The sequence below is a fragment of the Nonomuraea sp. NPDC050478 genome, assembly GCF_044458265.1.
In the GTDB taxonomy this organism is placed as follows: Bacteria; Actinomycetota; Actinomycetes; order Streptosporangiales; family Streptosporangiaceae; genus Nonomuraea; species Nonomuraea ferruginea.
Genome location: NZ_JBITHT010000006.1, coordinates 433,340 through 447,773, shown reverse-complemented (window position 1 = coordinate 447,773; position 14,434 = coordinate 433,340). Strand labels below are relative to the sequence as shown.

Genomic DNA, 14,434 nt, shown 5'->3' with positions numbered 1-14,434 from the left:
CCGGCGTCCGGCTCATGCCCGGACCGTGCCGGCCGTCACCTGCTCCGGAGCGATGACGGTATCGCCGGGCGCGTCCGGTCGGGTTCCTCCGCCGCGGCCGCACGTGCACGGCTCGCCGTCCGGGCACTGGCACGCCTGGTCCGGCGGGAGCCAGCCGGTGGCGTTGGCGAGCGTGCGCAAGCGCTGCAGGTGGGCGGGCCAGTCGCGGGGCCGGTCGCCCGCCGCGAGCGTCGCCAGCTCGGCCGCCACCGGTTCCGGTACCAGCCGCAGCACGTCCGGGTGGGCGTTGACCAGGTCGAACAGCACGCCCAACCGGCCGGGCCGCTGCGCCGTGGTGGCCGCCCGCACCTGCCGTACGGCCTCGTAAAGCTCCGCCAGGGCCGCCTGGTCCGCTGCCGCCTGCCCTCTGGCCCGCGCGATCGCCTGCGCGGTCGCCGCGGCGGCGGCGCGCTCGTTCGCCCCGATCGTGAGCCGCGCGTCCACCTGGAACGTGAGCGCCCCCTGCTCGGGCGCGCGGCGCTGCTCGGGCACGGCGGACCCCGGAGGATGGATCTCGACGGGGATGGGCGGGCGGCCGGGGAGGACGATGTCCAGGCGGCCGGGCGCGCGGACGTGGACCCGGGCGTCCATGGCGGCCGCGGCGCGCTGGACGGCGGCGACCGCGGCCGTCTCCGGGAGCGACAGCCGGTGCGCCGCCGCGAGGGCGGGGTCCGCCGCCGGGCCGCCGCTGAGCAGCCTGGCGATCCGGTTCTGCTCGGGCGCGGCGTCGCGCGGGCCCGTGCCCCAGGGCGGCGGGGGCGGCGTGTGGCCCCGGCGTTCGAGGTCGTCCGCGATGGCGTCGATCGCGTCGGCCAGCCGCCCGCGGACGGCCGGGTCGGTGGCCGCGTGCCACCGGCGCGCCAGGTGGGCGTGCTCGTCCAGGCGGGGGAGCAGGCACAGGTCGTCGCCCTCGCGGTCCGGCGACGACGGCCTGACCACGCCCTGCGGCGTGCCGGCCGCGGCCGCGGTGACGGCCTGCGCGACGTGTGAGAGCTCGTGCACCATGATCGACGACACCACGTCCGGGTGCGTCCGCTGCCATAGGCGCATCACGTGCGGGTCCTCCGGCGTGCCCGCGCGTACCTCGGTGGAGCCGTTGAGCCCCGCGCCCGGGTCCTCGATCACCACCCGGACGTGCTGGTCGGGCGCGGCGGGGAACTGGACGGTCAGCCGGTCGCCGGCCGTCCAGGACAGGTACGCGGCGGCGCCGCCCAGGTCGTGCACGGTGAGGTCCTGCCCGCGCGCCTCCTCCAGGGTGAGGTCGGGCGTCCCGTCGGGCCGGGCCGCCCGGTCGAAGACCGTGCCCTCGATCGCGGGGGAGGGCGAGGCGCCGCCGGCCCAGCCCTGGGCGACGCTGCCGCCCACGGGGGACTGCGGCTTGCGGACGTCGGCGGGCCAGATCGGCTTCGAGGCCTCCGCCATGAAGAAGCCCCGCTCGTTCAACGCGGCCCTGACCTGCTGGACGAACGGGGCGCGCAGCCGCGAGGTCAGGAACACCTGGTGCAGGTGGAGGCCGGCCTGGTCGGCGGCGTCCAGCAGGGCGGGAGGCAGGGTGGCGAACGCGGCGGCGAACTCGGCCTTGTCCGGGGTCATGCTGTGCACCGAACCGTCGGGGGCGGCCACGTGATCGTGCATGGTGCCCTGCTCGCGGATCCTCACGCGAACCGGAACGCCCCGGTCGCGGGCGGCGAGACGCGCGTCCTGCAGCACCTGGATCAGCCCACGGCGGGAGTCATCCGGAACGAATCGCTGCGGCTTGGTGTCCGGATCGAATGCGGGAGCGAGCCGTACGTTCGACTCCATCCGGTGGATGAGCTCCTCCAGTTCCTCCCCGGTGAGGACCACGTCCACCAGGCCGTTCGCGGCGCTCGGCATGTGGACGGGCTTGCCGGTGGTGTCCTGCTCCTGGCCCGGAGCCCGCTTGGCCCGTTCGAACGTGAGGTCGAAGTCCACCCTGAACCGGACGATGTACAGGGCGCCCTTCTCGAAGCTGCTGCGCTCGCGCCGGGCGCCGTGATGGTCGCTCACGGTCTCGGACACCTGCTCGCCGCCGCGCATGCCGCCGTTCAGGCCGGAATCCTCGTTGCTCCCGTTGACGTTGGCGCCGACGGGCATGACCCGGCTGCGGGACATGGAGACGTTGTGGGACTCGGCCTGCCTGTTGACCTGGCCCTTCTCCCCGTCGAACGGTCCGGCGACGATGGTGAGGTCCGAGGTGCGGGCGTGGACGGTGACCTGTGCGGCCTTGTTCCGGGCGTGGCTGCCGGGAATCTCTATCACGTCACCGACCTGCCCGGACATCCGCTCGAAGGCGGGCAGCAGGGCCGATCGCGCCAGGCGGTTGACCAGATACGACCGTTGTGCCCGGACGGTCTTGGCGCCCACCATCTTCGACAGCTGCTTGGTGATCACTTCGAACAGGTCGGGCTTGGCCGGATCCTCCCAGATCGCCGCCGGGACCATCCCGGCCCGCAGCTCCGCCTGCCGGGGGTCGGGCGCGGTGGAGATCGGCCCCGGGTCCCGGTCAGCGGACATGATCATGCCGGTCGGGACCCGCCGCACCAGCGACGCGTCGAGCACGACCGCAGGGCCGAAGTCCGGCTCGTCACCCACCCGGTGCCGGGAGACCTGGACGACGGCGATCATGCCGTCCTGGCGGACCCGGTTGTTCCCGAAGAACAGGCCGATCCGGTTCAGGCGGGTGTTCTGCGTGTTGACGGAGTGCGTGTAAGTATGGCCCCGGTCCGTCGCGAGGCCGGCGCCGTCGCCCTGGCCGTCGTCGCTGCCGTTGTAATTCAGGCCCGCGGCGTAGGAGACCGTCCGGGACCGCGAGAAGGTGCGGTCGATGTAGGCGTAGAGCTGCTTGATGATCCCCGAGAGTTTCGAGTGCGTGAGAGCTTTGGCCCTCCGCGAATCCGCGGGATCCATGGGGATCAGCCGGTACTTGACCGTCAGCTCCTCCGGTGGCTTCGACGGATCGTCGGCCCGCAGGGCGTAACTCCGCTCGAAGCCGCGGCGGGACCACGCGTCGTCGAGGTGGATTCTGATGGAGTTCTCGGAGAAGTCGGTGTCCAGATCCTGCTCGTTCTGGATACGGTCCCCCGCCTCGGGCTCCTGAGCCAGGATGGCGGCCTCCACCGCTTCGCGAGACGAGATCACCGTGCCCTGCTCGTCGGTCAGAGTGATCGACTCCACCAGTGACGTGCCCGTCGCCATGTCGAACGACGGCGCCAGCACGACGTCGCGGGAGCGTTCGATGAGGTCGATCGCCTCGCTCAGCACATTCTGGAGCTGCTGCTCCTTGTCGGCGTTCGGGGAGTTCGGGTTCTCCCCGAGCCCGGTCAGCTCGTTGATCGTGTCGAGCAGCGCCGTCGGCGTGTGCCGGTCGGCGTAGCCGACGTCCTCCCCGGCGCTCCGCGCGCGGGCGACGTCCAGCAGATACTTCTGCACCAGAGGCACGGCCACGTCGGCGTCCAGCGGCAGGCTGCCGTTGCGCAGGCGCTCGATGGCGTCGCTCACCAGCCGGGGCGGCAGGTCGAGCTTGCCTTCCATGTAGAGGACCAGCGCGTCGTACTCGGAGATCGTGAACAGCCCGGTGCCCTGGGCCGGGGCGGCGTTCGTGCGCAGCGTGACGTCGGCGCCCGGCAGCCCGGGCGCCGCGGTCTCCGAACCGGTGAGCGTGAGATCCACCGGCGCCTGGATGACGTACTGGCGGCCGAACTCGATGAGGAGTTCCTCCGTGCCCCAGATGTTGGTGAATGCGGTCGACTCGGAGGTGCCGCTGGAGCGGCCGGGCGCGGTCGACCCGCTGTCGCTGCTCTTCCCGCCGTCGTCGACGTCGCCGACCTTCGACGAGCTGCCGGTGGTGTGGCCGGACGTCCCGCCCCAGGACACGCCGGCGCTGCCGAGCCCGAAGAGGATGTCGCCGTACACCTGGTCGACCATGCCCACGACCGTGGCCTGGCCCATTTCGCCCGAGACCGACAGCGACGACCGCGACGGCATGCCCTGGCCGCGGACGATGAGGTCGGAGACGATCGGCCCGTTCAGGAACTTGGCGTGCGAGACGAGATGGCGCACGTTCAGCAGCGAGAAGATCTTGTGGAACGCCGGGGAGTCCTCGCGCGTCCCCCGGGGAAGCACCTCGCGCGCCGCGCGCCACACATCGGGCACGTCCAGGTGGAGCAGCCTCATCTTGGCCCGCGCCTCCGGGGACACGTTGCCGAGCGTCGCGGGCGGCGTCTCGGTGTCCGGCGGCATGAGATCGGCCGAGAACAGCAGCTTGGCCGAGGTGCGGTCGGACGTCAGCGTGGTCGTCTCGCCGCCGTGCAGGAGCTCGGCCTTCAGGTCGCCCGCCTGCTGGAAGATCCCGAGAGGGCCCTTGCTCTCGTAGAGAAGCACCTCGTTGTTCGTGCCGCCGACGCTGAGCCCGTGCGCGAGCGTCCTCGCGAAGTCGTATCCGGCGCCGAACTCGTTCAACATGCCGTTCTGCCCCTCCGGGGGGCCGTCGCTCAGGCCGAAGGAGGCGCCGACGCCCCAGTTCCTCACCAGGGAGAGGGCCCGGGCCACGGTGTCGGAGCTGATCTCGAGATTGACCACCGTCTCGGACTCCGTGTGCCCGATGTACGTGGTTCCCCGGTCGAAGTCCTGCTCCAGGGAGATCTTCAGCGAGAAATGCTCGGGCGCTTTGTTGACGCCCTGCTTCACCAGGTCGAAGACGATGCCGTCCTGCGCGAGCGAGTCGTACGCGCCCCTGATCCGGCTGTCGGACAGCTGCTTGGTGACCTCCTGCAGGTTGAGGATCTGGGCGTCGCGCGCGAGCTTGCCGGAGGCGTACTTCGGCTTGCCGTCGACGATCTTCGGGATGAGTCCTTCCTCCGCGAGCTGGTCCATGACCTTCTGCCGGAACCGGTCCAGCCCGTCGATCTCCTGGACGAGGGCGGGCCCCGCGCCGCGCATCTTCCCGGGGCCGTGGCCGATGAAGCGGGGCAGCTCGGGCTTCCGGCCGGGAGGCGGGTCCTGGTTGGGGTCACCCCGCAGCACCGGGTTCCCGTTCGCGTCGGTGACCGGCCGGCCGTTCCGGAGCACCAGCGCCGCCTGGTCGACCGGCAGGCCGTACCGGTAGGCGGCCGACTCCCGCATGCTCGCGGTCACCTTGCCGCGCATCGGGTCCAGCGTGACCGGGTCCTCACCGTACTTCTCCACGGTGAACGTGGTCTCCACCATGAGCCGGTAGCCCTGCTTCGGGCTGATCTTCCTGTGCACGCTCGGATGGATCGCCTGCCTGTTGGCCGTCGACGAGGACGACCGCGACCCGCCCACGGAGCCCTTGGCCTTCGGGCCGAGGTTCGGGCTGTAGTCACCGGGCCCGTCGAGGTCCTCCAGCCCTTCGTGGCCGATCGAGGCCGAGACCTCTCCGCCGATCGACCTGCCGGCGGTCGCGCCGCCGGACGTGGCGACGAAGTCGACGAGGACCTCTTCCTCCCACTCCTCGGCCGTGGAGCCGCCGAGCACCTCGCTCTCCACCAGGATGATCTTGCTCTCCGCGCGCACCCGCGCGTGCGGCCGCCCGTCGACGGTGAAGACGCGCTCGATCCCCCCGTTGACCGCGTCCCGCAACCGGTGGGGCAGCTCGGCGGTGACGAAGCCGTGCAGGCTCGCGCGGGTGTCCTCACCGATCTTGGCGTAGTCGCCGCCGAGTTCCTCCGCGATCTTGTCGAACATGTCCTCTAGGCCGGGCATGTCGCTGACCACGAGGTTGGGGGCCTTCGGGTCGCGCAGGCTCTCGTCGATCCGGGTCAGCCTTCTCGGCGGCTGGTCGGTGTAGGAGTGCGAGACCCACAGGCGCTGGGCGGCGGGGTCCCCGGGGGCGCCGGACGTCACCTCGGTGGCTTCCCGCCAGCCGCGCTCCCGCGCCGTGCGGATCTCGACGGTCCACTTGGCCTCGGCGTCGAAGAGCAGGGACTCGCTCCGGTTGTCCGCGACGGAACCCCACTGCGCGTACATGCCGGCGCCGCCGGTCGAGGACTGGCTGTGCCCGCCGGAGCTGCCGAGGGCGATGCCCAGCAGCTGGAGCGCCGACGCCAGATCGCCTTCCGGCAGGGCCTTCGCCAGGCTCTTGGTGTTGAACCCGGCGGAGCCGCCGACGCTGGCCGTCTGCGTTGCGGAGACCGTCCGGGCAGCCTGGAAGAACAGGCCCACCATCATCTCCGACGCCTTGACGCCGGGGTCGAGCACCTCGACCAGGTCGGCGAGGGTGAGCTTGATCCTGAGCTCCGCCGCCGTGCCGCCCCGGCCCACGCGCAGCACCAGGCCGTCGGGGGAGACTATCCGGTGGAAGTCCGCCCGTACGGCGCGTTCCAGCTCGTCGGGGGTGAACCGGTGCCGCGCCCCGTTGCGGGCCAGCATGTCGTTGACCGTGTCGGTCAGGGCGTTCAGGTGGGCGAGGGTGCCCGCCGGCATCGCGGTGGACAGGGAGGCCGGCTGCGGCAGCGCCCTGGCCAGGGCGTCGAGGTAGCGCTGGTGCCGTGTCAGCACCGCGCCCTCGAGCCGCCTGGTGCGCCTGGACACGCTCGGCACCCCGTGCTGGTTGGGCCGGAGCGGCTGCTGCCGCGCCGCCAGGAGCCGCGCGTACGTCTGCTCGGCCTGCTCGGCCCGGCTCAGCGCCCGCTCGTACGCTTTGGCGACCCGGAGGTGCCGGCGCTGCGTGGCCCGGTGGTTCCTGCTCTCCTTGCGTGCCTGCCGGGCGCGCTCGAACCGGCCCGAATCGTGCTGCCGCAGCGCCTTCCGGGCGTCCGCGGTGGCCTTGAGCGCCGCCTCGCGTGCCTCGGCGGCGCTGGTCTCCTTCGCCGTGATCTGGAGCTGGAGCTCCTGCTTGGCCTTGGCCAGCGTGGTGATGAGCTCTCGGACGTCGTCGTCGGAAAGGCGTCCCTGCGGTAACGGCGGCGCGTGCCGCTTCCGGGTGGCCTGCGTGGGCGCCCACGGCCGGGCGGGCGGGGTCTGGCCGTGTTTCCGCAGCTCCTGGGCCACGCCCTCGATGTCGATGGCGAGCAGTCGCTGCTCCTGCGCCGTCGGGGCGTTGTGCCACTTGTCGGACAGCAGCGCCATCTCGTTGAGGCGGGCGGTCACGCAGTGGTCGCGGCGGGCCTCGGCCTTGCGGCGCCGCAGGAAGCCCTTGCGGCCGTCTGACCGCAGCTTCTGCAGGGTGTCGGTGATCTCGTGCAGCCAGACCCTGGAGAGCTGGTCGTTCGTGACGTTCGGGTTGAAGCGGACCTCGTGCGGGTTGCTCTTGCTCGACTGCTTCCTGACCACGGTCTCGGCCATCAGGCCGTCGCTCGACAGGCGGCCGATGACCGGGCGGAAGTACTGGGTGCCGTCCGTGGTGGTGTGCACCGCCAGTGTGCTGCCGTCCTGCGACCAGGTGAAGCCCGTCACGGTGCCGTCGCGGAAGTACTGGGTGGCCAGCTCCTGGGTCGCCGCCCGCACGTCGTCGAGCGTCATGTCGGGGCCCTGTCGGCCGCTGGGCACGTACCGGGTGTCCTTGACCGGCCGCGACGTGACCGTGCCCGGCTTGCTCTGGTACACGCCCGCGCCGTTGGAGGTAGTGCCCTGCTCGGGGCCGGTGGCGGGAGCGGTCCCGGTGGCCGGGGACGTCGGGGCGGCGGCGGCGCCGGTCTGCGTGGTGCCGCCGTCCGGCGCCTGAGCCGTCGTCGTGGCGCCGTCCGAAGGATCCTGAACGGTCCGCCCGTCCGTGCCGGTGTCCTGGGACGGTTGCCCGTCCGAATCGGTCGTCGGGGAGGGCGTGCCGGTGTCTTGGGACGGCTGGTCGGTCGTGCGGGCGTTCTGGGACGGCTGCTCCGCCGTACTCGTGTCCTGGGACGGTTGCCCGGTCGAATCGGTCGGGGACGGCGTGTCGGTGTCCTGGGACGGCTGGCCCGTCGTGCGGGTGTCGGGGGACGACTGGGCGGTGTCGGTGTCTTGGGACGGCTGGTCCGTCGTGCGGGTGGTGCGCGCGGAAGGTTCGGACGTGTCCGGGGACGGCTGGTCGGTGTCCTGGTCGGGGCGCGCGGGACGGTCGGGCTGCTCGGGCCGGTCGTCGGGGTTCGAGGGGGCGGAGGCGCGCCGGTTCGTGGTCGTGTCGGTGTCCGGCAGGGTGGCCGTGGACGTGGTGGACCGGGTCGTCCCGCCCTGGCCCGGCGCGGTGCTCGTCCGCGCGGACCCGGGGTCGCCCCCGCGCACGGGCGCCTGCCCGGCGGGGTGGTTGTCGGAGGAGGGCCCGTTGTTCGACGGATTGCCACCGGTCGTGGGCCCGGCGGGCGGGTCGCCGCCCATGCGGGCGGCGTCGGTGCGCGCGGCGGAGTCGTACGCGGAGGCGAGCGTGGACACCGGGTTGGCCAGCGCGGAGTAGACGTCGGGATTGAACGGGCTGATCGACCCCGCACGACCGGCGCCGCCGAGGAACCCGCCCATCATGGACTCGGCCGTGAACGGGTTCTGCCACTGCCCGTAGACGGCGCCGTTGGCGAAGAAACTGCCGACCGGGGAGGCGATCATGTTCGTCGCGCCGGTGGTCAGCGCGCGCCCCGCGAAGCCCGGCACCGAGCCGGTCACCCGGGACACCGGCCCGGACAGCCGGGTGCCGATGACCGCGCCCGCACCCGCGCCGATGACCGCGGCCTGGGACTTCTTCCAGTCCCACTCCTGCCGGGTGCCCATCCGGATCTGCTGGTACTGGGCGACGGCGTCGATGAAGAACTCCTCGCCGATCTCCTCGACGAGTTCCCGGCCGAGGGAGGTGGCCAGCAGCCTGGCGATGACGCCCCGGCCGGTGGCGCCGCTGAGCGTGGTCACCCTGGCCAGCCGGGACGCGGTCAGCGACCTGCCGCCCACGGTGGCCAGCCTGACGAGGATGCGGCTGATGGCCGCGCGGGCCGCCGCCGCGTACGGCCCGATGATGGCGGTGGTGGACCCGGCGCTGAAGAACGCGGCGATGAGGGCGATGGCGATGGCCACGACCGTCACCCAGAAGGCGACGTTGATGGAGAGCTTCGAGTACTGGGTCTCGACGGCGAAGTTGTTGGCCTGCTGCCCGTACGCGTGCGCGTTCGACGACACCCCGGCGAGCCCGCCCTCGTTGCCGTACAGGACCTGGGCCCTGGAGACGAACTCCGCGGTGGGGGGCGAGTTCCAGCCGGTGACGACCGTGCGGGCGGCCGCGCCCGCGTCCTGCGTGCTGCCGACGGCGGCCGCGCCCAGGTCCCCGTACGCGTGAGCCAGCTTCGACAGGCCGCTCTCGCTGGCCTCCGGCCACTTCTGCCCGGCCGACAGCATGGGGATCAGCCAGTTGACCACCCAGTCGGGCAGCGCCTCGGTCTCCCACACGGGCTGGACGTCGCTGTTGATGGTGACCAGGGCCGACACGCTCGGCTGCCCACCGCCGCCCGGTGCGGTGGGATTGGTCGGGCCGCCGTTGACCGCCACGCCGGTGCTCTCAGACCTGCCGCATCATCGCGGAGAGATCCTCTTCCATGGCGGTGCTCACCTGCAGGGTGTTGCCGACGGCGGCGCGCACCCTGCCCGGCTCGCCGGAGATCTCCTGGCACAGCTGCGCGCACTGGTCGAGCAGGAGGTTCGGGCCGTTGCCCTGGAAGTGGGCGTTCCAGAACGCCACGCCCTCGGCGCCGGTGCCCCACGGCGCGGCGGCGAGGGCCGCCTTGACCTTGGCGACCCGGTCCGACAGTTTCTCGTCGAGGTCACCGGCCATCGTGTCCCACTGGGTCAGCCCGCGGTCCACGGTCGGTTTGATGATCTCCGTACCGTCCCAGAGTCTCACGTCCGGCCCTCCATCCGGTCGGCGAGCCGGTTCATGGCGGCTTCGAGGTCACCGTCGAGGTGCGCCTCGAACTCCGCGCGGGGGATCACCGGCTCGAAGATCTCGGTGACGCGTTCCCTGGCCCTGGCCACCGCCCGATGCGTCGTCTCGGTGATCGTGTCGGCCAGGTGCCGCGCGTCGGGACGCCGGTAGATGCGCGGGTCGAGATCGAGCCTGACCAGCTCCCCGCGCGCCCCGACCGTCACCGACACCAGGCCGTCGCGCGACTTCTCGGTGACCTGGACCTCTCGCGCCTTCGCGTGCAACTCCAGGCTCGCGTCCTGGATCTGGCGGAACATGTCGCGCAGTTCGTCGGCGTACGCGCGCATCGCCGCCACGTCAGGGAGGGACTCCACGGACACCTCCCCCATCCCCGGCGAATCTGATCACACACCCGTATTACTGATCAGTTTCCGTCACATGAACATCAGAAGGCAAGAGGTGCATCAAAGTGGTGAATCTTCCCCATTGAGTGGTACGGCGTGCTCCTGCGGATCGTTCACCTCTTCACGGGGCACCCAGAGGCGGTACACGCCGCGCTCGATCCGTTCCAGCCCCAGCTCCCGTGCGGTGAGCGCGGAGCCGCCCAGATACTCGAGCAGCAGCAGCCCGTCACGCTCGTCGCGCACGTCGAACCGCTCGCCCCGCCAGTGGCACACCGTCGTCACGAAGTCCAGGGCCTCGCACTCCGCCACGGGCACCGTGCGCACGTGACAGCCGGGCTCGACCTCCTCGAAGCCGTCCGCCGGATCGGGGCTGCGCAGCCGCACCCACAGTTCCAGGGGGTGCGGCTCGGGGCTGGCCACATAGTCGGCGCCCCGCCAGCGGGCACGGTAATAAGCACCGTAATGAGCAGGGCCCGTCACGTCCGCGCCCCGATCAGCAGCCATCGCCGCAGGTCGCCGTGGTAAAGCGCGCGCCGGTGCTCGGTCCCGGCCTCGGTGAGCTCCCAGATCTCCGCGCCGTGCGGCAGGATCACCCCGTACACCTTGTACTCGCGGATGACCTGGTCCACGTTCGGCGCCAGGCCCAGCCCGGTGAACGGCGGCTCCTCGACCACCCATCCGGCCACCGCGGCCCTGCGCTCCTCGTCGGTCCCGCCGTACGGGGTGCGGTAGAGGCCGAGGCCGGCGGGGCGCCAGCGCAGGATGTTGAGCGAGCCGTCGGAGGTCAGCATGTCGGGCTGCCCCAGGGCCTCGGCGAGCACCGCGGGCGTCGCGATGTGCGAGACGTCCAGCGCGTGGTGGCAGTATCCGGAGATCCTCGGCTCGCCTCCGGTGAGCAGGTCGTGCACGCCGCCAGGGGAGAGCAGCTTCTGCACCGCCGGGACCCCGGAACCGGGGGCGATCAGCAGGTCCTGGGCCAGCGTGGGCACCGCCAGCCTGGCCAGCGTGCCCGACTCCAGCAGGAAGGAGGCGGGCAGCCCCGGATTGACCGCCAGGCCCCACCGCGGGTCGGGCCAGCCGGCCGCCAGCTCGACCGGCGACGCGATCCGGCAGTGCGCGGCCACGCCGCCGGTGGCCAGCCGCATCGCCGCCACCGAGGTGAACGCCAGCACCCACGTCCGTTCGGCGTCGGCGGCCGTCGCCCAGGCCGGAGCCTCGGTCCCGGCCGCCGCGCCGGCGGTGATCGGCAGCGCCAGGTCGGCGTCGCGGAGCAGGCTCAGGCACAGGGCCGTCTGCCCGTCCTGATGAGCGGCCCACAGCCGCTCCTCGAACGGCGTGGCCGGTTGATGATCGATCGACGTCACTCTGCCCAGTCTGCCCGGTTCGTCGGCCCCCCTATGCGGACAGGACCCGGCGGAGCGTGGCGGCGAAACCGTCGGGGTCGCCCGCCATGCCGAACTGGCCGTCCAGGAATCCGCCGTGGTGGCTGGGGAAGACGACGGGCTCCGTGCCGAGCCGCGCGGCGACCGCCACGCCCGCGCGGTGCGCCAGCTCCCCTTCCGACTCGGCGCCGACGCCGATGACGATCCGGGTCGGCGCCGCGCGCAGCGCCTCGAAGTCGTGCTCGTAATGCGTGCAGGTCATGAGGTTCTGGGCGAACATCGGGTCGTCGCGGGAGCCGTCGTCCTCCGCCGGGAACCCGAGCTCCTCCGGCTTCTGCACGGGCAGGTCGGCGAAGCCGGCGGGAACCTCGCCCCGCAGGCTGGAGACCGCGATGAACTTCGCCATCGCCGCGCCGAAACCGTCGCGATCGTACGTCCGGCAGATGTCCACCACCGAGGCCAGCGCCCGCTCCCGGTCCGGCAGGGCCTGCGCGGCCGGCGGCTCGTGCGCCACGAGCGTGCGCACCCGCTCGGGGTGCCGGGCCACCAGCGCCAGCGCGTTCACGGCGCCCCCGCTGCTGGCGAAGACGTCCACGGGCCCGCCGCCGAGCGCGCCGATCAGCCGGTGCACGTCGTCGGCGTGCTGCTCGGGCGTCGACTCGCCGCCGCCGTCGCGCTCGCTGCGCCCGATCCCGCGCGGGTCGTAGGTCACCACCGTACGGTCCCGGAACCGCCCGGCCAGGGCGGTGAACCCGGTGGCGTCCATCGGGCATCCGATCATCAGCAGGATCGGCGCGTCGTCCGCCTCGGCCTGGTGCACGTCGTAGGCGAGAGTCGCGCCGGGCACCTCAAGGGTGTGGGTCATGTCGTCGCTTCCTTCCCAGTCATCCTGGAATGTAGACCCACGAGAGGCGGCGAAGTCATCGGTCGCGTGCTCCTTGACGGGGGACTTCTGTCACCCTGGCCCATTACCCTGCATGGAGGCGTTGATGGGGGTGGAGGGCTTCGTGACGGTCAACGGGATGACGAGCGTCGATGTGGCCTCCGTGGCCGCGGGGGCGGTCGGCCGGGTGCTGGGCACACAGGCCGCCTCGCCGCTGTCGTTCTGGATCGGGCTGGAGCCGGGCAAGGTGGTGCAGCTCGACGACGTGGTGGTGACCAAACGCGAGGTGCCCGGCCACGGGCCGCTGGTGATGGCCGGCGTGGTGACGGCCGTGGAGGCGCGTCACGAAGGCGCGGCGTACGACTCCGACGTGTTCCTGATCGCCGAAGGGGCGCTGCCCGCGGCGGTGGTCGAGGTGGCCGAGGTGCGGGTCACCCGGGTCGAGCCCGAGGTGTTCGTGCCGCCGCTGCCCGGGGCCACGGTCTATCTCGCCGGGGCGGGCGACCGCGACCAGGCGCTCTACTTCGACGTGATGGAGCGCCGGGTGCCGCTCGGCGTGGGCCGCGACGGGCAGCCGCTCTACGTCAACTTCGACTTCCTCGACGGCACCCGCGGCGCCCACGTGTCGATCTCCGGCGTCTCCGGCGTCGCCACCAAGACCTCGTTCGCCACCTTCCTGCTCTACTCGATCTTCAACTCGGGGGTGCTGGGCGGCGAGGCGGCCAACACCAAGGCGCTGATCTTCTCGGTCAAGGGCGAGGACCTGCTCTTCCTCGACCAGGACAACGTCCGCCTCGACGAGCCGGCCAAGGCCGTCTACGGCCGGCTCGGGCTGCCGGCCAAGCCGTTCGGCAGCGTCCACGTGTTCGCGCCGCCCCGGCCCGGCGACCCCAACGGCGTCCCCCACGTCTCCGCCCGCACCCACGGCGTCAGCTCCTTCTACTGGACGCTCGTCGAGTTCTGCCAGGACGAGCTGCTGCGCTTCGCGTTCGCCGACGCCGACGACGAGCGGGCCGGCTACTCGCTGCTGGTCGGTCAGGTGGCGGCCCGGCTCAAGGCGTGGGCGGAGCCGGTCGGCGACGGCGGCGCCGTGATGATCCAGGGCACCTCCTGCCGCACCTTCTCCGACCTGGTCGAGCTGCTGTCCGACCAGCTCCAGGACGAGGGCAGCCGCCCTCAGTGGACCGGCGCGCAGACCCCGCTCGGCACCGTCAACGCCTTCCTGCGCCGGCTCAGGAGCGCCGTCCGCGCGCTGTCGCCGATCATCCGCGGCGACCTGCCGTTCTACCGCAACCACTCGGTCAGCACCTCCAGCGCCCAGGTGACGATCGTCGACCTGCACAACCTGCCCGAGCGGGCGCAGCGGTTCGTGGTCGGCGTGGTGCTGCGCGGCGAGTTCCACCGCAAGGAGTCCTCGGGCACCGCCAAGCCGCTGCTGTTCGTGGTGCTCGACGAGCTCAACAAGTACGCGCCGCGCGAAGGCGACTCGCCGATCAAGGAGATCCTGCTCGACGTGGCCGAGCGCGGGCGCAGCCTCGGCGTGATCCTCATCGGCGCCCAGCAGACCGCCTCCGAGGTGGAGCGCCGCATCGTCGCCAACAGCGCCGTGCGCGTCGCGGGCCGGCTCGACACCGCCGAGGCCGCCAGATCCGAGTACGGCTGGCTGCCCCCGGCCGTCCGCGACCGGGCCACCATCGCCAGGCCCGGCACCATGTTCGTGGCCCAGCCCGAGATCCCGGTGCCGCTGGTCGTCGCCTTCCCGTTCCCCGCCTGGGCCACCCGCCCGTCCGAGGCGCTCGCCCCCGCCGAGGCGTCGGCCGATCCGTTCCAGGGGCTGCCCGGCGTCGAAGACGACATCCCGCCCTTCTGAGAG

At 72.3% G+C, this 14,434-nt stretch carries 7 protein-coding genes; 1 reads left to right on the top strand and 6 read right to left on the bottom strand.

Translation table 11 applies throughout. The features are described from left to right. Nucleotides 1–12 precede the first annotated feature (12 nt). From ACIBF7_RS31175 to ACIBF7_RS31150, 6 genes are all read right to left on the bottom strand, one after another. Entirely contained in the window at nucleotides 13–9,519 is a 9,507-nt protein-coding gene (locus tag ACIBF7_RS31175) for a hypothetical protein (RefSeq protein ID WP_397198764.1), read from the bottom strand. A 10-nt stretch (nucleotides 9,520–9,529) separates the two neighbouring features. Further along, nucleotides 9,530–9,871, bottom strand: coding sequence for a hypothetical protein (locus ACIBF7_RS31170; protein WP_397198763.1), 342 nt, complete (start codon nucleotides 9,869–9,871; stop codon nucleotides 9,530–9,532). Then, on the bottom strand, nucleotides 9,868–10,266 hold the full coding sequence (locus tag ACIBF7_RS31165; RefSeq protein ID WP_397198762.1) for a YbaB/EbfC family nucleoid-associated protein: 399 nt from the start codon (nucleotides 10,264–10,266) through the stop codon (nucleotides 9,868–9,870). The genes ACIBF7_RS31170 and ACIBF7_RS31165 overlap by 4 nt, the downstream gene beginning before the upstream one ends. A 90-nt stretch (nucleotides 10,267–10,356) precedes the next feature. Then, on the bottom strand, nucleotides 10,357–10,800 hold the full coding sequence (locus ACIBF7_RS31160; protein ID WP_397198761.1) for a hypothetical protein: 444 nt from the start codon (nucleotides 10,798–10,800) through the stop codon (nucleotides 10,357–10,359). Next, nucleotides 10,773–11,660 carry an SseB family protein gene (locus tag ACIBF7_RS31155; protein ID WP_148029604.1) on the bottom strand — a complete coding sequence of 296 codons (888 nt, stop codon included), beginning with the start codon at nucleotides 11,658–11,660 and terminating at the stop codon, nucleotides 10,773–10,775. Before ACIBF7_RS31155 ends, ACIBF7_RS31160 begins: the two co-directional genes overlap by 28 nt. Before the next feature lie 31 nt (nucleotides 11,661–11,691). Continuing rightward, nucleotides 11,692–12,543 (bottom strand): alpha/beta fold hydrolase, encoded by an 852-nt coding sequence (locus ACIBF7_RS31150; RefSeq protein WP_148029605.1) that lies wholly within the window; start codon nucleotides 12,541–12,543, stop codon nucleotides 11,692–11,694. 112 nt (nucleotides 12,544–12,655) lie between these two features. On the opposite strand from ACIBF7_RS31150, the gene ACIBF7_RS31145 reads away from it, so the two are divergent. Continuing rightward, nucleotides 12,656–14,431, top strand: coding sequence for an ATP-binding protein (locus ACIBF7_RS31145; protein WP_397198760.1), 1,776 nt, complete (start codon nucleotides 12,656–12,658; stop codon nucleotides 14,429–14,431). Nucleotides 14,432–14,434: the final 3 nt, after the last annotated feature.

What these genes read in the sequence shown, in the direction of transcription:
- ACIBF7_RS31150 (WP_148029605.1), bottom strand. Translation starts at nt 12,543, where the DNA reads ATGACCCACACCCTTGAGGTGCCCGGCGCGACTCTCGCCTACGACGTG.
- ACIBF7_RS31160 (WP_397198761.1), bottom strand. Translation starts at nt 10,800, where the DNA reads ATGGCTGCTGATCGGGGCGCGGACGTGACGGGCCCTGCTCATTACGGT.
- ACIBF7_RS31145 (WP_397198760.1), top strand. Translation starts at nt 12,656, where the DNA reads ATGGAGGCGTTGATGGGGGTGGAGGGCTTCGTGACGGTCAACGGGATG.